The sequence below is a fragment of the Vagococcus carniphilus genome (assembly GCF_014397115.1).
Taxonomy (GTDB): domain Bacteria; phylum Bacillota; class Bacilli; order Lactobacillales; family Vagococcaceae; genus Vagococcus; species Vagococcus carniphilus.
Genome location: NZ_CP060720.1, coordinates 220,048 through 242,239 on the forward strand (window position 1 = coordinate 220,048; position 22,192 = coordinate 242,239).

General features: G+C 27.3%; 21 protein-coding genes. 12 read left to right on the top strand and 9 right to left on the bottom strand.

Going from position 1 to position 22,192, the window contains the following annotated elements; genetic code table 11:
* Positions 1-60: 60 nt before the first annotated feature.
* The 4 genes from H9L18_RS01245 (at position 61) to H9L18_RS01260 (ending at position 4,844) form a co-directional block, all read left to right on the top strand.
* A complete protein-coding gene (locus H9L18_RS01245) occupies positions 61-2,418 on the top strand; it encodes an nSTAND3 domain-containing NTPase (protein ID WP_126795965.1) in 2,358 nt (785 codons plus the stop codon).
* A 34-nt stretch (positions 2,419-2,452) separates the two neighbouring features.
* Positions 2,453-2,986, top strand: a complete 534-nt coding sequence (locus H9L18_RS01250; protein WP_126795963.1) for a hypothetical protein — start codon at positions 2,453-2,455, stop codon at positions 2,984-2,986.
* Positions 2,987-3,170: 184 nt separating this feature from the next.
* On the top strand, positions 3,171-3,743 hold the full coding sequence (locus H9L18_RS01255) for a tyrosine-type recombinase/integrase (RefSeq protein ID WP_126795961.1): 573 nt from the start codon (positions 3,171-3,173) through the stop codon (positions 3,741-3,743).
* Positions 3,744-3,839: 96 nt separating this feature from the next.
* Entirely contained in the window at positions 3,840-4,844 is a 1,005-nt protein-coding gene (locus H9L18_RS01260) for an Abi family protein (protein WP_126795959.1), read from the top strand.
* 193 nt (positions 4,845-5,037) lie between these two features.
* Here H9L18_RS01260 and H9L18_RS01265 read toward each other — a convergent pair whose 3' ends face one another.
* Complete coding sequence (locus tag H9L18_RS01265; RefSeq protein WP_126795957.1) at positions 5,038-5,910, bottom strand: hypothetical protein; 873 nt, start codon at positions 5,908-5,910, stop codon at positions 5,038-5,040.
* Positions 5,911-6,424: 514 nt separating this feature from the next.
* Positions 6,425-7,180, bottom strand: coding sequence for a leucine-rich repeat protein (locus H9L18_RS01270; protein WP_126795955.1), 756 nt, complete (start codon positions 7,178-7,180; stop codon positions 6,425-6,427).
* 246 nt (positions 7,181-7,426) lie between these two features.
* Between H9L18_RS01270 and H9L18_RS01275 the strand changes: the two genes are divergently transcribed.
* From H9L18_RS01275 to rpsI, 8 genes are all read left to right on the top strand, one after another.
* Entirely contained in the window at positions 7,427-8,014 is a 588-nt protein-coding gene (locus H9L18_RS01275) for a recombinase family protein (RefSeq protein WP_126795953.1), read from the top strand.
* A gap of 194 nt (positions 8,015-8,208) precedes the next feature.
* Positions 8,209-8,421: a preprotein translocase, SecE subunit domain protein gene (locus H9L18_RS01280; RefSeq protein ID WP_126795951.1), complete on the top strand. Its 213-nt coding sequence runs from the start codon at positions 8,209-8,211 to the stop codon at positions 8,419-8,421.
* 9 nt (positions 8,422-8,430) lie between these two features.
* On the top strand, positions 8,431-9,903 hold the full coding sequence (locus H9L18_RS01285) for a hypothetical protein (protein WP_126795949.1): 1,473 nt from the start codon (positions 8,431-8,433) through the stop codon (positions 9,901-9,903).
* A 990-nt stretch (positions 9,904-10,893) separates the two neighbouring features.
* On the top strand, positions 10,894-12,753 hold the full coding sequence (locus tag H9L18_RS01290) for a hypothetical protein (RefSeq protein ID WP_246433300.1): 1,860 nt from the start codon (positions 10,894-10,896) through the stop codon (positions 12,751-12,753).
* A gap of 710 nt (positions 12,754-13,463) precedes the next feature.
* On the top strand, positions 13,464-13,814 hold the full coding sequence (locus tag H9L18_RS01295; protein ID WP_126795945.1) for a hypothetical protein: 351 nt from the start codon (positions 13,464-13,466) through the stop codon (positions 13,812-13,814).
* Between the two features lie 37 nt (positions 13,815-13,851).
* The gene (locus H9L18_RS01300; RefSeq protein ID WP_126795943.1) at positions 13,852-15,264 is read left to right on the top strand and encodes a hypothetical protein; all 1,413 of its coding nucleotides are present in this window, start codon (positions 13,852-13,854) and stop codon (positions 15,262-15,264) included.
* 3 nt (positions 15,265-15,267) lie between these two features.
* On the top strand, positions 15,268-16,608 hold the full coding sequence (locus tag H9L18_RS01305) for an AAA family ATPase (RefSeq protein WP_126795941.1): 1,341 nt from the start codon (positions 15,268-15,270) through the stop codon (positions 16,606-16,608).
* Between the two features lie 205 nt (positions 16,609-16,813).
* A complete protein-coding gene (gene rpsI / locus H9L18_RS01310) occupies positions 16,814-16,972 on the top strand; it encodes a 30S ribosomal protein S9 (RefSeq protein ID WP_376716250.1) in 159 nt (52 codons plus the stop codon).
* 109 nt (positions 16,973-17,081) lie between these two features.
* Here the strand turns inward: rpsI and H9L18_RS01315 are convergent, their stop codons facing one another.
* The 7 genes from H9L18_RS01315 to H9L18_RS01345 form a co-directional block, all read right to left on the bottom strand.
* The gene (locus H9L18_RS01315; RefSeq protein WP_185847530.1) at positions 17,082-18,332 is read right to left on the bottom strand and encodes a tyrosine-type recombinase/integrase; all 1,251 of its coding nucleotides are present in this window, start codon (positions 18,330-18,332) and stop codon (positions 17,082-17,084) included.
* Positions 18,333-18,390: 58 nt separating this feature from the next.
* Positions 18,391-18,666, bottom strand: a complete 276-nt coding sequence (locus H9L18_RS01320; protein ID WP_126795937.1) for a helix-turn-helix transcriptional regulator — start codon at positions 18,664-18,666, stop codon at positions 18,391-18,393.
* A 24-nt stretch (positions 18,667-18,690) separates the two neighbouring features.
* Entirely contained in the window at positions 18,691-19,770 is a 1,080-nt protein-coding gene (locus H9L18_RS01325; RefSeq protein ID WP_126795935.1) for a Rep family protein, read from the bottom strand.
* 354 nt (positions 19,771-20,124) lie between these two features.
* On the bottom strand, positions 20,125-20,409 hold the full coding sequence (locus H9L18_RS01330; RefSeq protein WP_126795933.1) for a hypothetical protein: 285 nt from the start codon (positions 20,407-20,409) through the stop codon (positions 20,125-20,127).
* 31 nt (positions 20,410-20,440) lie between these two features.
* Entirely contained in the window at positions 20,441-21,061 is a 621-nt protein-coding gene (locus H9L18_RS01335) for an AAA family ATPase (RefSeq protein ID WP_126795931.1), read from the bottom strand.
* On the bottom strand, positions 21,058-21,735 hold the full coding sequence (locus tag H9L18_RS01340; RefSeq protein ID WP_126795929.1) for an FtsK/SpoIIIE domain-containing protein: 678 nt from the start codon (positions 21,733-21,735) through the stop codon (positions 21,058-21,060). Before H9L18_RS01340 ends, H9L18_RS01335 begins: the two co-directional genes overlap by 4 nt.
* An 89-nt stretch (positions 21,736-21,824) precedes the next feature.
* Positions 21,825-22,145 (bottom strand): hypothetical protein, encoded by a 321-nt coding sequence (locus H9L18_RS01345; protein ID WP_126795927.1) that lies wholly within the window; start codon positions 22,143-22,145, stop codon positions 21,825-21,827.
* Positions 22,146-22,192: the final 47 nt, after the last annotated feature.

The following is a 22,192-nucleotide window of genomic DNA, read 5'->3' on the forward strand; positions in this document are numbered from 1 at the left end:
ACTAGTAGGTTATTTGGTTAATTAAAATAAAGAAATAAGGTTTAGAAAGAGGAAGTTAAAATGTTTGATTATACAATGTTAAATGATTATGAATTTGAACTACTCTGTAGAGATATTTTTCAAAAATTTAAAGGAAATAAACGTGAATATTTTACCTTTTCAGCTGGACGTGATGGTGGTATAGATATTTGCGATAAAGAAAAAAAAGAAATAATTCAAGTAAAGCATTACTCTAAAAGTTCTACAAGTAGCTTGATGACTTCTTTAAATAAAGAGTTGGAAAAAATAAAAAAAATAGAGACAATTGAAAAATACTATGTAATGACGAGTAATAGTCTGACATTAAGAAATAAACAGGATATTGTAAAGATATTTAAAAAATATATGCTAGATACTTCCCATGTGTGGGGGAAAGAAGATATAGATAAATTTTTAGCAGATGAAAATAATACAGATATAGTTAGAAAAAATTTTAAACTTTGGTTAAATGCTACTAATGTTTTGGAACTGATGTTGGAAAATGATATATTAGTAGACTCTGAAGAACTTCTTGATAGTATAGAAAAAAAGAAAGAGCTTTACGTTGATACAAAGGCTTTTCATGATTCATTAAAAATATTTGAAAAATATAATGCTTTAATTCTACTAGGAGCACCAGGAGTAGGTAAGAGTACAATTTCTGAAATGTTACTATTGTATTATGTGAATAAAGGATACAGTATTCGTTATGTTTCTAGTAATGATATTGGGAAAATTAAACAATCCTTATATGAAAAAAGTACCTCTGAAGTAATTTTATTAGACGATTTTTTAGGACAACACTATTTAAAATTAGATGATAAACAGCCAAATGAGTTGAAAACGTTATTGTCAAAAATAATTAGAAGTAAAAATAAAAAGATTATATTAAATTCTAGAATTACAATATTTAATGAGGCTTTTTACAAATCACAAATTTTTCAAAATACTTTTGAAAATTATGACTTAAAAAAATATACAATTGATTTAAATCAGATAACTGTACTTGAAAAAGCTAAGATACTGTATAATCATTTGTATTTTAATAATATAGGGAAAAAATATTGTAAAACTATTTATTACAACAAACAGTATAAAGAAATTATAAACCATAAAAATTATAATCCACGTATTATGGAATTTGTTACGAATTCAAGAAATCTCGAATTTGTAGAACCTAATGAATATTTTAGCTTTATTATAGGGCGATTAGACAATCCAGAAGATGTATGGAAGGATGAATTTGAGAATAGATTAGATAAGATTGACAGAATTTTTATGAATACTTTATATTCGTTGAGTGATACTAAAGTTAATAAAGAAGTTTTAAAAATTGCATTCAATAATAGGATAAAGAAACTTGATAATATTGATACAACAATTAATAATTTTGAGACTGTGTTAGTTAGGCTCACAAAATCATTGCTTATACAATCATATTCTAAAAAAAGAAAGAAAATTTTTATATCTGTTTTAAACCCCTCAATTAATGATTATATTCAAAAAAGCATTAGTTTGAATCCAATTGAGTTAGCAAACATTGTTAATTACTCTAATTATTATGAACAAATTAGCAATATAAATAGACTAGATACAGAAAATGATTTAATTCGTAAATTCTTATATAACAAAGGATTCAATAAATTAAAAAGTATGGAAGGGAGTATCTATTATTATTATTTGGAAGAATTAATAAATAACCAAATATTGGATGAATCTCTAATAGAAAATGTACATCTCTCTTTATGTAGTATAAAGGATGTGTCAGATATACCGTCAATTGAAAAATTTAGCGAGGTATTGACCAAACTACTAACAGAGTCGTTTTTTGAATTTTATCAACTTGACAGTATTTTATTGGAAGAAAATTTTTTTGAAAATTATATAACAATTATTGATTTTAAAACTGCTTGTATATTAATAAAGAAAACACCTTACAGTCACAAACTTAAAAATGTATTCTTTGAAGAATTACCTCTTACACTAGAATGGGAATTAGCTTCTGATTATGAATCAATTATAGATGAATCATGGGGGAATCTTTATGGAAATTTGTTCTTTGAAGAACCTCAATATCTACTTGTCGAAGATAATATAGATGCAATAAAAGATGTAATGCTAACAGAAGCTAGTGATATACTTGCTGAAACTGTAGATAAATATTTTGTTTTCATAAATGATTCTTTCTTTGAAAATGATGAGGAGAAAGAACAAATAAAAGAAGAGGTAGTTGATGAATTATTAAATGAAATTTCAAACGAAGTGTATGAAAGAATAAGGTATGAAATAAATGAAGTAAATGAACCTGAATATGAATATGAGTACGAGGAAAGATACACTGATAATGTAGATAATAATGAAGGTGTTATTGATGATATGTTTAATAGATTAACATATTAGAAAAATTTATTCATCGGAAAAGAGGGGGAAATTAGTGGAAATTAAAATGAAACGTGTAATTATATTTAGTTCATTCCTATTGATTTTTGCAACTTTATTTTTACTTGTTATTAGTGTATTTATTAACTCACTAAAAGTTAATCCAAAAGTACTAGAACAAAGTGTTAAATTACTTTTAGGTCTAGCAACCATATTAACATTAACTTGGACGATATTTTCATATTTTCATACAAAAAAATTAGAGTATACATCGAAAGATAGGAGAGAATGGAGAAGTAGTTTAAGAAAAGTATTAATTACGTTAAGGGAAAATGACCTTGAAAAAGGTGGGAAAAGGCATCAAAAGTGTAAAAGTATTGTTTTAGCCAATCTAAATCCTTTACCATCTGATAATAGTATTGATAAGAAAGTATTAGATATATTTAAAAATGACACCAGTATCTCTAAGCAAGTATCAGCATTAGAGAACTTATTGAAATTTGATTGGGAACGTGCTAAATTAGCAACAGGTTTTCGTTCTAATAAACTTAAGTCACTTGAAATCGAATTAAAAAATAATATTAAATAAAAATACTCAAATTTGAAATTAATATAAATACTTGCTATAACGAAATTATGGATACTAATTTTCTTTCTGTCCATTTAGAATGTTGATACACCAATGTTCTAAGTGGAGTAGATAAGTGAATGGAGTGTATGGTGTAAAAACTATATAAAAGTATCCTTAATAAATTGTTACAGGGAGGAGTGTTATGACACGAAAAATAATTAATGTCAAACCGATAAAAGAGAAACAAATTTTAAAAACATTTACTGAAGAACTGAGACAAACAAAACATCCTGAGAGAGATTATTTAATATTTTGCATCGGTATCTTCACAGGGCTTAGGATTTCAGATATTCTAAACTTAAAGGTATCTGATGTTCAGAATAGAGTCGAGACAAATATCATTGAGATTAAGACCAATAAAAAGAGAACGTTGAATCTAATGCAATTAACTAATCAAATTATTATTTATCTTAAGCAAGAACATGATGGAGAGAGCGAATGGTTGTTTCCAAGTCCTAGAGATAACACTAAACCGCTTGCAACACATCAGTACTATAAAATCATGCAAAAGGTTGCAAAAGACTTAGAACTTGATTATATAGGGACTCATACAATGCGGAAAACTTTTGGCTATGCCTACTATCAGAAAACTAAGGACTTACCGACACTTATGACTATTCTCAATCATAGCAGCCAAGCGATAACTCTCAGATATATAGGGATTGAAGATGAGCAAATAAAGGAAAGTTTAGACGATTTTAACCCATTAAATTGATAGTGAGTTGATTTGTATAATCACTATTTTATATAATTGAGAAATATGTTTTCGTCATGTATAATTATTGGTAATAAATAAGATGGTGGTATCGGAATGAAATTAGCTAGGAAAGACCAAATTTCACATTTAAAGACGAAAGACATAAAGTTTAATTTCATATCTGAAGATGCAGCATATGAAATATTAGAAAAAAATAGTTATTATTATAAATTAACTTGCTACAAAAGAAATTTTAGAAAAACGTCTAGCAATAAGTATGTAGACTTAGATTTTGCTCATTTGTATGATTTATCAATTATAGATATGCGTATGAGACAATTGTTTAATAAATTATGTCTTGATATAGAACATAGTTTAAAAAAATCATTAATAAATGATATCACGGATAGTACAGAAGATGGATATTCAATAGTTACAGAGTTTGACAATTATGAGAGAAAAAAATTTAATCAGCACCAATTAGTTTTACAAAAGCGTTATGGTAGTAAATACATACCTAAATTTTATAATGATATTCTTTCAAGAACAATATTTAAAGTCCATGATTCAAATGATTATGAATATCAATTATCTAGTAAGTATTTTAAGAAAAGTAGAGTACCTGCATGGGTTTTGATTGAAAAACTTAGTTTTGGTCAACTTGTTGCTTTTATTGAATTTTATGTAACTTCCCACAAAAATAATTATCTTTATTATAAGAATGCTAATGAATTGCTAATTATGATTAAGAGAATTAGAAATGCTTCTTCCCACAATAGACCAATAATAATGAATATTTCTAATAAAATTCATTCTGGTAGTTTAACTGTTTCTTCTAATGTTAAAGGATATTTAACTTCACTTAATATTAGTAGTCCAAGTAATAGAAAAGAACATTCGCAATATATTGCATTGCTAGAACATACTAAAATACATGATATTTTTTGTTTGGTAATTTTATATAAAGAATATATTAATAGTGAGAAGATGGTGTATTCTAGAAGAAAAGAAATAAAAAGTTTTTTATGTAGAGCAAAATTAAATTCAAAATATTATTATAATCATAAAAAATTAAAAAAGATTTTTAAATTTTTAGAAAAATCTTTAAATACTATTTAATTTTTTACTTTAGAATATTTTCTAAGTATGATATGATAGATTAATAAAGGAAAGGTGTCGGTTATAGCCCATAGACATCGCGTTCTAAGAATCATTTATGTGACTTAGGCGTTATGGCATATAATTAAAAGTAATTTACCAAAGATGTGCTTAGTCATCTTTAGTAAATTACTTTTTTTGTATTCTTAAAAAATTAAATAGACTTCTTACGTGTATCAAACTTTTTTTTATTCTCACTACTTTTTAAATATAAGTGGTACATTTCTTTAAATTTCTTCTTATTATTAGAGAAATAAACAGTTTTTTCAGAGACAGAATAATTAGATAGGTAGTAAATAAAATCAATAATATCTTTTATTTCATTCAAAGTATACTTACCATTACTTTTAGAAAAATAATAAGTACTATTCAACTCTTGAACATAGAGAAGAATGTCCTCTCTAATAAAGTTGTTCTTTTCAAAGTTACTGACATAGGTTAAATCTTTTAACTTTTCAGTTACTTTTAGAATCTGTTCTTCTGATTTAATAGCTAATAATTCAATATTATCTAGGCTTACTGTACGATAAAAGTCATTAGTATTAATCATACTTGAAATGATTATTGGAACTTTGAACGTATAGAACGAAAAGAATTGTTGAAAATAATCTTGTTTAGAAGAATTTGTTTTATTTAATAATTCATTAGCTTTATTTATAATAGATTCGTTTCTTTGATGAGTGGAACTAAATAATTCTAAAAATAATTTCTTTTCATTATTATCATCAATAATTTGGTTATGCTCTGTATATAATGACCTACCTAATAAGTTTTGAGTAGCATCTGCTTGTAAATCAAAATTCAATATGTTGTTGATATCGTATTTTTTAGTGTAGTAAAATTTTTTATTGATTTTCTTTTTAGATACTAATTCATTTTTTTCTAAGGTATTTAAACGACTTTCTAAACTGATGCGATTACATTGTAGTAGTTTTACAAGTGTTGATTCATAGATTCCACTAGAGTTATCAATTATTTGTAAAAGTTCTTCACTATTTATCGCTCTGATATTTGTTTTATGTTTCATTCCTTTCCTCCAATTTTTTTATCCCTCTCACATGATTAGTTGAAGACCAAACTATCCATTTATTTAGAAAATTATGATAAGGATAAAATTTTAATTTTTTATAGGGTATTGTATTTTTTTTGATACTCATGAGGGTTTCCCTTGCTGTATTAAGCTTTTTGATAAAAACTTGAAAAGTTCGTTGAAAGTTATCTTAAAAGTTTTGCCTAAAGTTATCATTAGGGAAACCACCTCAAATATTTGTCAATTTGAATTATTCATACACAAATTAAAATGATTCTGTCTATAAAGTAGACTGTTTTTAAGTGTAGGGTTTCTGAATGGACTGTGAAAAATTAATGTAACATAGAAAGTAGGGATGATGTAGGGTTAAAATATTATAAAAAAATAATTGGATTTCTTTAAACTATCCCTCTCATAACTATCCATTCAAAATGATAATCTACTAAAGTATCCATCTTATATTTTCTAAAAATATCTGAACCATTTCTGATTCAGATAATTCATAGTAATACTATTTTTTTCCATGATAATAACTACCATTAACCATTCTAATTGATTTTTTATGTATTCCTTTTGTAGGGCGTTCTTCGTTAGAGTCATTAGATATTCCGATATTGTCATTAACGACTCTATCAAAATTTGTATCAAGAAAAGCATATGCTTGAATATAATTTAGATTCTTTAAATCAAAAGTTCCTGTAAATAAAGCCTTTGTAAAAGAATGTCTGTCAATGCCTTTTAATGAGTTTGGTAAACTGAGAGTTCCAATAAAGAGTGAATCATAAAATGCAATCTCTTCAACAGTAATCAAATTAACAGGGAGTTTTAAATTGCCGTTGAATTTCGAAAATCTAAAGGCACCATAACCTATAATCGTAATTTTTTTTCCGTCAATTTTATCAGGTAATATTAAATCACCTGTCATTTCTTTGAATCCAGAACTATAATCGGCATCTTTAATACTAGATTTGATAATTTCTAATGTTCCATTTTTTAATTTTTCTGCCTGTACCCATATTTCAGTTTCATTTTTTTCAGGACTAGCTTCTCTAATTTTAGCGTAGATATACGTCTCATCTTCTCTTTCAGATTTAATATTGCTAGTATTATTTAAAGTATCACTAGCTTGTTCTAATCCATCCTCGAAAATTTCTGATAAGCCAACATGTAATTTATCTTGAAACAGTAAATAGCTAATGGCTACAAATATTCCAAATATAATAATGGCTACGATGACAAGCAAACCTTGATTGCTTCCTTCTGTCATAAATGACCTCCTTATTTTTTATGTTGTTCAAAATTGCTTAATTATATGAAAGTTACTATACTTTAATTATAACAACGATGAAAGTTATATTAAAATTTGGATATCATATAAAGGTTAATAAAAGGATTGATATGTTAGATAGAAATAGTTAATTAAAGCCTATTCTTAGAAAAGTAAAGTAGTTGTTAAAAAATAATCAGTAAATACAATGAATAAATAAAATAACAATGAAAGGAGTGTTTTAACATGAATAATAAAGTGGTAGGATATGCAAGAACAAGTACGATGGGACAAGATTTGGGATTGGAAGTTCAATTAAAAGCGTTTGAATATTATGAACCAAATAAAGTATATTCAGAAAAAATCAGTGGAAGAAAAGAAGATAGAACAGAATTGAAAAAAGCTTTAAGCTCTTTAGAAAAAGGAGATACTTTACTAATTTATAATCTGTCACGATTAAGTAGGTCTTCTAAACAATTGGTGAATCTAATGAGTGAGCTAAGCGAGAAAGGTATATATCTCAAAAGCATTCAAGAATCAATTGATACGAGCTCACCATCAGGAAGATTATTTTATACTGTTCTTGCAGGAATAGCTGAATTTGAAGCTGAGAATATCAGTATTAGAACGAAAGAGGCATTAGCAAGAACTGATAAACCACTAGGAAGACCTAAAATAAGTTATCAGAAAGAACGACAAATATTGAGATTATACAAAAATAAAAAACTAAGAATTAAAGATATTGCCTTAAGAACAGATGTAAGTGAAAAAACAGTTTATACAATCGCAAAGAAGCATAACTTGAGTCGTAAAGCCACTTGCAAAGACGATTAACTATTGATAGAATGCTAAGTGAATAACAAATTAATATGTAAGTATCCAACGATTTTTACGGATTAAATAAATAAAAAAATAACAACGACAAAAGTCTGATTTATCAACAAATAGAGTTGATGAATGAGGCTATTTTTGTGTACCTTAATAATCGTTGGTATTTTACTGATACTATCTAAGAGAGGAGCAGTAATATGGCTTATAAAACAGGAAGGATGTTTCAAGAAATTATTGAAGTGCCTGATGAAGAGGAAAAAGGCTGTGGATGTATTCTGTGGGTCATCTTAATCATTGCAGGAATATCACTTACCATTTTTATACTTGACCTAATAATAAAAAATATTGGAATGGTTATTTTAGCCGTGGTTGTTTTATCAGTTATTACTTATTTAATAAAGAGAAAGTAGTGTGTGAAAATGAAAATTAAATGGACTAAGAAACAAATGATTATTAGTGGTTGTATTGCTACAATCTTACTTGGTGGGAGTGTTTACGCTTTTTCTAAAAGTGAAAAAGAAATAAATGCCAAAGAAATAAAACCCAAAGAAGTGAGTATTTCAGAGTTGGAAAAAGAAGGGAAAACGACTGAAGGAAAGTTAAGTGAACCAGTTGGTGAAGAAGTTAAGGTTGAAGAGAAACAAAGTATTATTTCTAAAACTACAGATTTTACTTATGATAGAGTTTTTTATCAAAATGGGCTACTAGTTGCAGATAGAGCTGATGATATAGATGTATTTGATGGAGAGTTAAATATGCTAGAAACTACTTATTCTTTTCCTAGTGCTAAAGAATCATTAGCTACAACACACGACAGACAAAATCATATTAGTGGAACAGCCGTTACTTTGAATGAAGAAGATGCGATTTATGCGACCTATTTTAATCGTGAAGGATATCTAGATGCGATAAGTATTGGAATGACTGAAAGTCAAACAAATGGAAGAAGATTAATGACTCAGGTAGCTAATGAATATAATGTATTTGCTCAAACGGAATTTGTTAACAATCAAAACCAAGCTTATGCTCATTTAAAAGCGAATGACTTTCATGAAAGCAACTATAAAACAGAAACTGGTTCATCTGTTAGTGATATTAATCAAAATGGTTACTTTACTGTTATTAAAGATTCTGATAATAGATATGGTGACTCATTTGTTAATATTTATGATGCAGGGCTTAGAAATGTAACAGATGATAATGGTCAACTAGAGTTCAAGAAAATTGAAACGACTAAATTAATGACAGCTTCTAATCTAAATGATAAAAATCAGATGGTTATGCAACAATTCACGACAGGGCTTGTAGATGACCCAAGTATTTGGACGTTTTACGATTTAGATACAGATACAAGTTTTAATTTTCCAAGTCATATTGAAATCGTTAGATTCTATAATAGTAGTTTACAAGAATTCACTGATGGAACACTAGGTGAAATAGGAATGGCTGACAACTTGATTTATTTTGATAAAAGTGAAGGATTGAAACCAAATGATACAACTCCTTCAAATACTGATTACTTGCCAATGAAACAAGGCATTATTTCTAAGGATGGAAGAATTATTAGAGAACCTTTCGCTCAACAAATTCTAAAACCAAATAGTAACGGTGTCGCTCCATATCAATTAGAAACAGAGGGACAGTTCGGTCTGATAAATGTGAATACAGGAGAGGTTATAAAAGAACCATTTGCAGATAATATTGTTCCATTCAATGAAAATGGCTTATCTTCGTTATCTAACAATTCTAAAGCTAGTATCGTCAATGAAAAAGGTGAGGTTATAGAAGAAACAGATTATCTTTTTATTTCACCGTTAACTAATGATAATACAGGAACGTATCGTGAATATGAAAATGCAGATTTGGGAATATTGAAGATTGTTGTTAAGTAGTAAGATTAGAAAAATAGAAGTAGAGATATGATTGAATCATGTCTCTTTTTATTTTATCTGATAAATTGAAGAACTGAGAATGATAGCTATCCTTGTATAATGACATACAGTAACTAATATGAATTACTAGACATGAATTTATGGATTTGTGTAATTCATTAAAAAGTAATCTAAAATAGGTTTAATAATTGACCTTGTTGAAATCACCCCTAAAGAAGAATATATATATAATTCTTCTTTGGGGGCGATTTGAAGAACTTAACTTTTTTAAGTATAACAACTGGTAGTAATTATAGTTTTAAACAATTCCATAAATATCTGTTCATAAGATAAATTCCTAACAATAGTCAGTAATAGTAACGAGAATCGTTACTTTATCTAACTAGAAAATAGTTAATCAGTGGTTTAGTAGAACAATGGAATTTACTCACTTAGGAATAATTACCTGAAGGTAGAATGTTTACCTCTCAAAAATTATAAAAAGTAACTTGAAAATCGTATTAAAAAATCATTGAATTTACTGGTTATTTTCTTGTTGACTAAATTAATCAATTGATTAATTTATAAAGGATTGTTTGTTATTTTATTACAAAAACCCCTATAAGAAACAAGTTAGAAAATGTTATGGGTGATTCTCCATAATAATTTGTTTGAGAAAGTTTTTTTATTTTATTTATTACAGTGAATACAGAATATATACTGTTAAATCAACGAAAATTATTGTTTTTAGAGGTAGTTTTTAAAATAGGTTAATTTGAATACAAGAAACGACACGTGTTCATCAAGTTGTCAATAATAGTCAAAAAAATAAAAAAAGTAGTATAAATATGTTTATAAAAAAGTTGGTGTGTGTTATATTATTATTATGAGAAAAACAAAAATTAAGTGAATTAGAAGGAGTGTAAGTTTCTGAAAATAAAAGTATGTATTGAAAAGAAAGGAAGAATTGAGAAACCAGTAGGTTATGAAATAGGAAATATTCAAAATACAATGTTTCAACAAATTGAAGAAATAAGTATACCAGCATTTGCGAATTCATTAGCAATTAATGGCAATACGTGTATGTTAGCTACATTTAACAAAACCGAGAATTTTGAAGAACGAATTCATTTAATTAATTTTGAGCAACAACAAGTCATTATGTTAGATTTTGATAACTCGATTAAAGACATTGAGAGACATGGAGTAACTAGTTTTGAATCAATTAGAAATCATTTGTTTATTCAAAGTCATGCTAGTTTTATGTATAGAACCTTTTCAGATAAAGAGAGTGAATATGACAAATTTAGAGTAGTTTTTGTATTAGATAAATCAGAAGATGATTATTTACTAATTGAAAATATCTATAAAAAACTATTTAGAATGTTTCCAACAGCTGATAAAAAATGTTCTAATCCGAATCGATTGTTTTTTGGAACAACAAGTGGTTTTACGAAAATAAACTTTAGTAATGTGTTAACCACAAGTGAATTTACAAGCGATATTGTATTGTTAAAATCTGCTAAAGTTACAACTCTAAATAAAATATCTAAAGTAGTAGCTCAGAATAGTACTGAAATCATTAATCGAAAAAGAGTTTGGGAATTAATTAAAGAAAATACTATAGAATCCAACGAAGCAGCTAGAGAAATAATCATGAAAAAATTTGATAAAGAAATCTCAAGAGTCTTTCCAAGCTACACTAACGCTAGAGTCGTTCTTCGACAATCAATAGATATAAGAGAATTTCTAGAATTACCTGATGGAGAACCCTTTACTGATATTTTAGAAAAGGACGATAAACCAAGTGCTAGTGTCATTCAGTGGAGTGATGGGACTCAAATTTATCATCGCTTTAATACAAGTACGTTTGCTAATCTAGATATTATTCGAGTTATCGCTATGTTAATCAATGAATCAGGGGCTAAAGCTCATTATCATGCGATTGATTTAATCATGTATTTAACTAATAGTAAGCTGGATAGAAATTGTAAAGCATCAGAACAAATTGATGATATTAATTATTTGAGAAGAGTTCTAAAAGATAAGAAATTCGATACAGAGTACCCTAAGTTTTCTAAATTTATAGGGAATGATTTATTAATCGCCATATCTTTATTAGATATGATGACGGACTATATTTATGAAGATTTTGAAACAGGAGAAATTAGGCACTTACTGTGCTTGACTAGTAAAAATATTGCAAGTGAAATAAATCGTTTATTGAAGACTAAGTATGATAGTAAAAGAATTCAACGAGTGATTAATAAGTTGGCTATCACTGAAAATATTGAAAAGTTAGAGCAAGCTAATATTCCAACGTATTTATATACATGTTATACAGAGACCTTTACTGATAAAATAGCTAAAAAACAACGCCATCATACTAATTTCTTAGAGATAAAAAATGTAGATTTAAATAATTCAGAGAAAATATCAACAGATTTATATGATAATAATTTTACTCTTAGCTCTTTAAATTTTGAAGGAATTAGTAGAATCATAGGTTTAGAAAAAGCGAATAAAATTTTTAATCAAAGAGAAACTACAGTGATTTCTCAGAAGATTAATGTTGATGAAGATTTATTATCAAAGAACCTAAAAGATACTGAGCAAAAAATAGCGAAGTACATGTTGACTAAGATAGAAAAACAAAATTATGTTTCTGAAAAGGAAATTATATTTTATATTACTAGGTATTTAAAGAAAAAGACTAAACTAGATGCTGGAGATTTAATTAAGCAATGTCGAATGAATATCTGTAATACCTATGATTTATTACTTATTAATGTGAATAAGGAAAATAGAGAGATGTATAATATTTCTGAAGATATAGTGAGACAAAGTATTGTTTATGTTAGAAATAATTAGGTAATAAGAAAGTTTAATTTAGTTCTTAGACATGAATTTATGAATTTGTGTAATTCATTAAAAAGTAATCTAAAATAGGTTTAATAATTGACCTTGTTGAAATCGCCCCCAAAGAAGAATTATATATATATTCTTCTTTAGGGGGGATTTGAAGAACTTAACTTTTTTAAGTATAACAACTGGTAGTAATTATAGTTTTAAACAATTCCATAAACATCTGTCTATAAGATAGATTTCTAATAATAGTCAGTAATAGCAACGAGAGTCGTTGCTTCATCTAAATAAGAAAGCTAACTAAGAATCATATTATGTTCTGAATTTATCATAATTTATTATTTGGAATAGGTGTCAGTATAAAATTATTGATTTCTAAGATTATTTCTAAAATATCCATTATGAAAGATGACTATAATAAATATTAGGCTTAGAAAATTATCTCTCAAAAAATAAAAAAAGTGACTTAAAAAATCACACTGAAAATAACCAATAAAATCAACGTATTTTTATTGTTGACTAAATTATTATTTTATTTAATTTTAAAGGGCTAAAGGCACTTAAATTTTAAAAAACCACTTTCTCGTGCAAGTTAGAAAATCTTGTGGGGAATTATCCATAACATTTTGTCTGAGGAGTGTTTTTGAAAAGTAAAAAAGTTTAATTGATTAAAAATAAGCAGTAAATACAAATAAATTATAGGAAGGTGTTGTTGCATGTGCAATGAAGAAAAAATTACGTTTGGAGAATTACAATTATTAGCAGAGGATTTAGAAGTGAATGGAATTGAAATGGAGTTATTCTCGATTAACAAATTAATTGATATTACTCAAATAAGCAACGAGTTTGACGTATACAGAAGAACAAAAAATGAAATATTAACTCCAATTGAATACATACATAAATTTTATTCTGGTGCTATTAAATTTATAGTCAAAACGAAAACTAAAGATGATTGTGTAGATAATCATTATAATATCAATGAAGATACATTCTATATCAGAAAGGCTAATAGTCATGTGGCTGTTCATGCACTAAGTATCATATATCATTTATCTTTACAGTGATATAATAAGTTTAATATAGAAATGGGAGGTATGCTTCTTGTTTGGTAGGTTAAAGGGAATCAAAAATAAAGAAGATTTAGTTAATCTAATAGTTTCATATTATATTGAACAGATTGAAGGGAATTATATTCCAGCGATAATTGAAATAGGAAATTATATTTCTAAAGATGAAAAAATCGATTTTTATTCTAAAATAGTAGTGGTTGATGAGAAAGTCGAGGTTGACTCTACATGGCTTGTTAATAATTTGACTGGTGTTTCGTTATATACTTTAAAGGAAGAAAAGGAAAAAGCATTTAATGTGATTACTCAAAGAAACTATAATCACAAAGATTTATATGAAATGAATCCAATACTTGTTAATAACAATATGATTTGGGAAAAGAGTATCACTAACGATGTTCATGTGAATCAATACATTGAAAATCATAATGGATTTGAAGAACTACCATTATTTAAATACTCTAAACAAGAAAAAACAAATGAAACTATATCTAGTAAATATTTACTGATTAATAAAGAAGCCTTAGCGGATGAAATCCCATTTGAAATGACTCCACATGTAATAAAAGAAAGTAAAATAGCATTAGAATTTGAGCTACGATTCAAGGACAAGTTACTAAATATTGAAGACTATGAAGGTGTTATACCTTCTTCAAAAGCAATTTTAGGAGGATATTTAGATATAGTTAATATAGATGGGGATGGAAGAAATGCATTTAGGGATTACACATCAACTAGCTGTAGGGGAACAATAGTATTAGATTTTGAAAATATTGAAATTCAAAATAACGAAAAAGAAATTGATATTAAGGTAGTAAATCTTGATGATATGAAAATTAGAGATTTAAACCCGTCTAATTATAATGATGATACTAATGCAGGTTTAATTGTGTTTGATAAAAAAATAATACCTATATTAAGGGAAGAATATTTATATACAGGAACAACTCTAATTCCAAAAAGAGAAAGTCAAAGAGGGTTACTAATTGATGAATTGGAAGATATCATTGTTTTTTGGGAAGGTGAATTTAATAAATTACCTAGAGAAGTTATGTTGGAAATAGAACCATATAATCTAAAAGATAGAACTTCTCATATTATTTCTGATATGATGTTTGCTTGGCAATTAGCAGTAGACTTTAATTACTTAGACAAGGCATTACCTAATCAAAAATTAGGTGATTACACTTATGAAAATTACCAAGATATAGCCTTTGAATATAAAATTAATTTTTGGCAATGTGATACTTCACAAGAGTTAAAGTTATTGATGGAAAAGTTAGAATTAATTTATGAAATTTCGCCTAGAAACTTTGATGGTCCTTCTGAAGATATAAAGAATTTAAAGGATATTTATGAAAATAAAGATGTTCAACTAACAAGTAATGAAATAAATATGTTAATGCAGAAATATTGTTATGCGATATTAAGTAAGGTAAGAGGTTAGTTTATGGAAACTATTGCTGACAAATTAGAGATTTTAAATCAAAGAAGAAATTATTTAATTGGTCCCAATTCTTCAGGGAAAACTCATACCCTAAAAGAAGTTTTTGAACGGAATGAAGATACAACTTTATTTTTTGATGAGATTGGTGAATATTCTTTTTTAAAAAGTAGAAATAAAGTGCAGATTGATAATAATATCTATGTATATTCTAATGAACAATCACGAGGGCAAGAAACAGCTGAATTACCGAATACTGAGGTAATAAATGAAAACAGTCTTTCTATTATAAAAAAAATTAGAGATATTCAATCAAATATTATTTTAAAAAGTAATTCTTCTGGTATAACAAAATTAAAAAGAATTTTAGATGTGTTGTTGACTATGAATTTAAATTCAATTGAAATTGTTATATTTGATGAACCTGAAAATTTTTTAGATGAAACCAATTTAAAGTATATTGTAGATTTACTGGATTCATTTAATAAAGCAAACATCCAAATTTTTATTGCAACACATAGTGCTAGATTTCTGGAATTATCCTCAGTGAGGATTGACGAATTATTTGTTTGTTCAATTTCTTTAAATGAAGGAAATATAGATTACAAGGTTACGAATCGAACAATGGAAGATATAAAAAAATTATATACTAATATACGCGATAATATAGAGAATGATGTAATTAAGAATGGACACACTATCAAGCATGCTGATATGTTTAAAAAAATAAATTTGCTAAATCGTGGTGAACTAAATGAACATCATGAAGGTATTTTTATATCAGAAGGTAAGGTATTAGAGTTATACTTAAATACAATCATAGAATCTTTTGAATTTTATCAAACCTTGTTATATAGGAAAGTAATCATTGTTGAAGGTTTAACTGAAAAGTTAATTCTCCAAAAAGTCCCACTAAATGATTTAGATTATCAAAATTTTTATTTTTCAAATGGAAAAATCCATTTTCCATTCTATATTGAATTGTTTAAATTTTTTGGATTAGATGTAGTTGCTATGTTTGATTCAGATGAAGCGCCTTCTAATGAAACTAATGGGAGCTCTAAATTTGTATATAAACTAACTTGTTATTTGAAACAAAAATATCTTGAAGATACACGAGTAAAATTAATTGTAAGTCAAAGCAAAGATTTAGAACAAGATTATGAAGTAAATCAAATTTTAGATGATTTTTCTGATGATAGTGGGATAAATAAAAATAAATTGAGTGGAGATAATTTTTTTAAACCGTATATTGCATCATTTTGTTTTGAAGAAAATAATTGGAAATATGAGCAACTTTCAAGAAAAATAATTGGTGAAGATGATAATAGGTTTGAATTTAATTAAAGAATGAAGTAGGTGGAGAGTAGTGTAGATAAGATATCAATCTAAACGTTTTTGAAGAAAAATAAGATGACGTTATCTGAGTAAGATTAATATGTTATAAATATTGAACTAGCTCGCATTAAATAACATAAAAGTTGCCACCAAATTGCCACCATTTATTGATTTAATTGTTAATTATTTACTTTTTTTATGAATTCTCTAAAATATTGAGCAAGTTTCTAACACCTTAAAAAGACTGTCAAATAGGTATTTCCGTCCAGCTCTTAAACGTGCAGGATTGTTAACTCGTGACGCTCGTATGGTTGAACGTAAAAAACCAGGTCTTAAAAAAGCTCGTAAAGCATCACAATTCTCTAAGCGTTAATATTGCTTATATATCAACGTTTCAAGACATCTTTCATTTGTTTGGAAGGTGTCTTTTTTTGTTCTTATTTATTTCGTGGTACGAGAATTGGTACGAACAATATATTGAATCATTCTGTTTCTTTCATTCTTTTCTCAAAACTTTCGTATGCTGTAGGATCAACCTTATACATATTAGTATTGATATAAACACTTGTAGTTGCAGTGTCACTATGAGTTAAAGCTTTTTGAATAGTATCTATATTTGCTCCACCTTCACAAGCTAAAGTTGCAAAAGTATGTCTTAATTTATGAGGATTAAGTTTTGCTAAATTAGGATATTTTCGTTTCATAGTATTTAAACGGTAGTTTAAATAATCAATATGAACTTTTGAATTTACTTTTCCATCATCATTTGTATACGTAAAAATAAATTGTTCATCATTAAATGTAATACCCATATTTTTTAACTCAATTAATTGAGAATTTTTCCATTTTAAAAGAAGATCAGATAACTCAGATGGTAGTGGGATTTTACTTTTTTTATTTCCTTTAGTATTTTTTATGTTTCCTTCTTTATCCAAACTTTGTACTAAATACAAAAAATTGTTTTTGAAATCAACATGTTTCCATTGGAAAGCATAGGCTTCACTTTTTCGAATACCAGTTTTTAAAGTGAGATGAAATAAAAGATAGTCCATAAAAATCAGCGAACCATTAATTAATTCTGATTCAAAGGCTTGTATCCATTCATTTAATTCATCAACGGAAAGAGCTTCCTCTTTAAAGTTTTTCTGAGCTTTTATTTTTTGTTTTTTTACATCTGTTACTCTTCGTAAAGCTTTCTCTATTTTATTAACTTCAATTACTTCCTCAAATTCTGCCAAATCAAAAATTTGATTAAAATAAGATTTTACAGTTTTGATATTAGCGTATTCTTCGGCAATTTCATTTAATTTTCTTACTACTAATTGTTTATTCTCATTAAGATAAGAAATTGTGTAGTCTCCAAAAATTGGTAAAATCTGACATTTGAAAATGTTCTCAGTTTGTAATACGGTAGCTCTTGTAGGAACTCTGTTAGAACATTTTGCAGTACGACCATTTTTGTACTCACTTAACCAATAATGTTTGTAAAAATCTTTGAATAGAAAGTCATTAGATTGGGATTCTTGTTTATTCTTTTTCTCTATAGGAATAATATGCCCAGATTTTGCGAATTTAATATATGAATTAAATAATTCTTCTAAATCTTTAGCTTCCTTTTCTGTAATACGTGTTCCTCTAAAACGTTCTCCAGTTAATCCAAATTCTTTTCTAAATTCTTTTGGACAGTATACTTCTGCCCGAAAACTTCCGCTTTTTAATTGTGTAATTGACATAAAATTATCTCCTTTAAAAAGGAGCATGTGCTATGCTCCTTATAATATCGTCTTTTATTTATTTTTTCAAATGTTGCTTCATCCATAGGTCAATTTCATCTTTTGAATAACGAGTGATACCACCACACACTATCTCAGGAAATCCATTTTGAATCCATTTGTTTAATGTGTTATTACTAACATTAACGTACTTACAAGTTTCTGTTTTATTCATATATCTATTTTCTGTTTTAGTAAAATAATGGCTATCTGCTATAGAAGATTGTTCTATGAGCTTTTTACTAATTTTTATGCTTAACATTTCCAAAAAATCATTTATTATTACTTCATTCATTCCAATCAGTTCCTTTCTATTGATTTAAATAAAATCATCTAATTTTTTATCATAAGTTAATTTTCGATTTTCTTTTTGCGTAATATGAATCACTTCATCCAATCTTCTTGCTAATTGAAAGAAGGTATCAATTTCTGAATCAAAATTTTTACCTTTAATTTTGATGATTTTTTTGAAAAAATCTTTTGGACTATATGGTGTAGTGACAATGAATGTATGAACTGTTAAATTTTTATTCTGGTATCGCGAAGGTGCACAAATTCTAAAATTGTGTGGGTCAAACATTCGTAGTAAATCACTGTATTCAAAATCGTTTGGTCTTAACTCATCAAGAATGACAATGTTTTCATCAATATAATTTTGAAAGGGATCATTACTTGAACCACCAATATAATAAGAACCACTTTCTTTTTCAGCTCTTTTTTTAGCTAATTGAGTTTTGCCAGTTCCCGCAGATCCAAATACCCATATCGTTTTACTTTGTGCCCCTTCAGTTTCCCTTGCTTTTATCCATCTGTCGGATCGTCTCTGTTCTCTTTTTTTGTCGACAACTTCAATCTGTCTATGATATTTAGCCAATTCTGATCCATTTAGTGATGCTTCTAATTTATCTTTACTAATCTTTCCTTTTAATAAGAGATCTAAAAGTTCATCGATTTTGATTTTTTCTTTTTTCTTTTTTGAATTGTTATTTTCAATTGATTTTCTAATTTTTTCTATACGTTTTAAGTAATTAAAGTTGGCAGTTACTTCTTTTGGATCGTATTGATGCTGATGTTTTGAGTTTTCGGTTTCGTGAATTAAATATGAGTAGCCAGTTTCTAATTTTTTATCCCATTTTTGGATAGATTGTGGCTTATCTTTAAGCAACTTTGCAATATTTTCTATACTACGAGCATTTTCAAAATGAAGCATGACATGTATATGTTCATCTTTTAGGGAACCGTCATCTTTTTCATCCTTATCATGGATGATTGCCGCAAACTCAGTTGGCTTAATCTTAGTTTCTATACATTTAATTACTTCCTCAAGATTTTCAAAAGGTAAATATTTAAATTTCTGAACGTACATCATATTACGTTCTCTTTTTCGTTTTGTAGACATAGTGTAATCCTCCAGTATTTTTTCTTAGCACAGAGAAGAAAAGGTTAAAACCAATTATCATTTTTAAGTGCTAATTCCTATTTGTAATTTTTTTCATATAAATTTGTTAAAACCTTTAAAGAGCAAGCTTTATAAGTCTGTAGTAGTCGAGAAAAGATTAATTAGTGAATTTTATTCTGACACTGACACAAATATAATTTGGGCGGATAACAAGCCCTCCGCCCAAGTAGCTAAAGGGAAATGAGTATTTTGACACAAAATTTAAGAGAGATGATAGTTTGATTCGCTTGTCTGTTTGATTATGTCAGAGACATAATCAAGACAAGCAAACTATCATTCAAAAGCTGAGACAACCTAATTTGCTTTGCGAATATCATCAGCTTTGATACTCATTAAAACAGCTCCATTTTGATTCTTATAAGGAGTACCAATTGCATTCACAACATTGACATAAGTTGAGACAGGAATTTCTTTTAATTTTGGTAATACAACGATAACTGGTTCACCAAACTCTAAGTCTAATAGGCGATAAGCATAGCCAGAAATCTTTTCAGTTTTTTCTCCATTTTCATAAATGAATTTTGTTGTAGGTTCTGTTGCAGTTGATAATAGGTTATTTAAATTTAATTTGTATTTCATAGTAATTTTCCTTTCATTTCTAACCATTTGATTAGTTAAGCTTCAGCGTTTCTCGTCTTTCAGAGCTCTGGACGTTTTTTAATTCTTTTATATAATTAAAATTTGTCTCCCAATAACTTGAAACAAATTTTTGAGGATTCCCTGTGTTACTTGAAAATTGAATGTATCCATGTCCTTTTTCAGTATTATCTATCGAAGTTAGTTCTTGATTTAATGAACCAAAAGTCATTCGCAATCCATCTTGTGATAAATTACCAAAGGCAATCTTCACCGACAGTTGATCCCTTATGTTTCCAGGGATTGCATCTGTATCTGGACGTTGTGTTGCTAAAATGATGAAGATCCCTGCTTGTCTACCTTTTAAAATTAGAGTAGCGAGAAGGCTGTGAATGGATTTTTTATCTTTAGAACTACAACTTGCGATAGCTGCAGAAACTTCATCGAAAAAAATTAGAATCGGAGATAATTCATGATCTTTTGCAGTTGTCCCGATTCCATTTCTAATAAGCTCATATCTTTCATTCATGATTTGAATGTTTCGAGTTAATAGGTCTATGATAGATTCAGTTGAATCGGCAGTATTTTCATTAAAAAAATTAACTCCGATTTGATATAAATCTGCTTTCTTAGGGTCAATAATGTTAATTATCATTTTTTCTTATAGGCTTTTAAAATCAGCTCCTGTAAGAAGAATGTTTTCCCTGATCCTGTACCACCTACAACTAATAAATGGGGTTCCTTGTAGAGATTCCAGTTTACAGAGTGATTGAAAGATAATTCATCTCTATTAGAATTTAAATGGAGTAATTCTTCACTCATTGAATAGCGTTTATTATTTGATAGATAGAAAATATACTCAGTGTATTCAGCAAAGATTAATTTGTTTGTTAGCTCTTTTTTTACAAGAGACATTAATTCAGCATCGAGGTTTTGAGCTTTCTTAGTGTAATGATTTCCTTTAGTGTAAATCTGAATATGAAGATAGGAATCACTGTCTAAAAAGTAGTAAATAGTTGCTGAGTTTTTGAAAATTTGTTTTCCATCAATTGTTTGAAAGTCACCTAATTTGTTGTTCTTAATAAACTTAGAGAATTTTAAATTCCACAGAAAATTAATTTTGTTTTTTTTGTTAATGAATAAAACTCCATTTATCATAAGAATTATGAGTATCAAAGATAGACTTTGTTTATTGAATCCAAATGTTAAATTCAAAATTAATAGAAATAGCAGCACAGGAGTAGAAAATAGAAGTGAAACAGTAAATTTATCTAATCCAAAATATTGAGCTGAACAGGCATATTTAATATTTTTTTTGATTGTTTTCATCACTTGATCTCTCTTTCTAAAAGTTATTACTTAAAGAGGAGAAACGCTGTTACAGCGTTTCTATGGCTCTTCAAGAAGAATTTCTATTTTTATAAAAACTCTTTAATTAATAACAATAAATTGTCATTAAAATATGTTCTAAATTCTGCATTTTGACTATTAGGATTGTTAAGAATGACATCAAATTGAATAGAAGTAGATTTCTTTGCTTGTGTTATTGAAGCAATTCTTCCAATTTTTCCATCTTTTAGTATGAAATTGTAAGATTTATAATCTTCTGGTAAAGGTATTTGCTGAATTGATTTAATTTCACACCAATGAAAACCTTGAATGTCAGTATCATCTGAAAAATTACCAGACTGAACAATTTCTTTTACAGCAGTTTTTTTCTTCTTTTTGAAGAAAATCATTTTGTATACCTCCTATTTTTCTAACTATCAATAAATACATGACCAGT

Coding starts and splice junctions, on each gene's coding strand:
- H9L18_RS01285 (WP_126795949.1), top strand. CDS start 8,431: ATGAAAATTAAATGGACTAAGAAACAAATGATTATTAGTGGTTGTATT.
- H9L18_RS01345 (WP_126795927.1), bottom strand. CDS start 22,145: ATGATTTTCTTCAAAAAGAAGAAAAAAACTGCTGTAAAAGAAATTGTT.
- H9L18_RS01340 (WP_126795929.1), bottom strand. CDS start 21,735: ATGAAAACAATCAAAAAAAATATTAAATATGCCTGTTCAGCTCAATAT.
- H9L18_RS01315 (WP_185847530.1), bottom strand. CDS start 18,332: ATGTCAATTACACAATTAAAAAGCGGAAGTTTTCGGGCAGAAGTATAC.
- H9L18_RS01330 (WP_126795933.1), bottom strand. CDS start 20,409: ATGAAATACAAATTAAATTTAAATAACCTATTATCAACTGCAACAGAA.
- H9L18_RS01320 (WP_126795937.1), bottom strand. CDS start 18,666: ATGAATGAAGTAATAATAAATGATTTTTTGGAAATGTTAAGCATAAAA.
- H9L18_RS01325 (WP_126795935.1), bottom strand. CDS start 19,770: ATGTCTACAAAACGAAAAAGAGAACGTAATATGATGTACGTTCAGAAA.
- H9L18_RS01335 (WP_126795931.1), bottom strand. CDS start 21,061: ATGATAATTAACATTATTGACCCTAAGAAAGCAGATTTATATCAAATC.
- H9L18_RS01290 (WP_246433300.1), top strand. CDS start 10,894: ATGTTTCAACAAATTGAAGAAATAAGTATACCAGCATTTGCGAATTCA.
- H9L18_RS01270 (WP_126795955.1), bottom strand. CDS start 7,180: ATGACAGAAGGAAGCAATCAAGGTTTGCTTGTCATCGTAGCCATTATT.
- H9L18_RS01245 (WP_126795965.1), top strand. CDS start 61: ATGTTTGATTATACAATGTTAAATGATTATGAATTTGAACTACTCTGT.
- H9L18_RS01305 (WP_126795941.1), top strand. CDS start 15,268: ATGGAAACTATTGCTGACAAATTAGAGATTTTAAATCAAAGAAGAAAT.
- H9L18_RS01255 (WP_126795961.1), top strand. CDS start 3,171: ATGACACGAAAAATAATTAATGTCAAACCGATAAAAGAGAAACAAATT.
- H9L18_RS01280 (WP_126795951.1), top strand. CDS start 8,209: ATGGCTTATAAAACAGGAAGGATGTTTCAAGAAATTATTGAAGTGCCT.
- H9L18_RS01275 (WP_126795953.1), top strand. CDS start 7,427: ATGAATAATAAAGTGGTAGGATATGCAAGAACAAGTACGATGGGACAA.
- H9L18_RS01265 (WP_126795957.1), bottom strand. CDS start 5,910: ATGAAACATAAAACAAATATCAGAGCGATAAATAGTGAAGAACTTTTA.
- H9L18_RS01260 (WP_126795959.1), top strand. CDS start 3,840: ATGAAATTAGCTAGGAAAGACCAAATTTCACATTTAAAGACGAAAGAC.
- H9L18_RS01295 (WP_126795945.1), top strand. CDS start 13,464: ATGTGCAATGAAGAAAAAATTACGTTTGGAGAATTACAATTATTAGCA.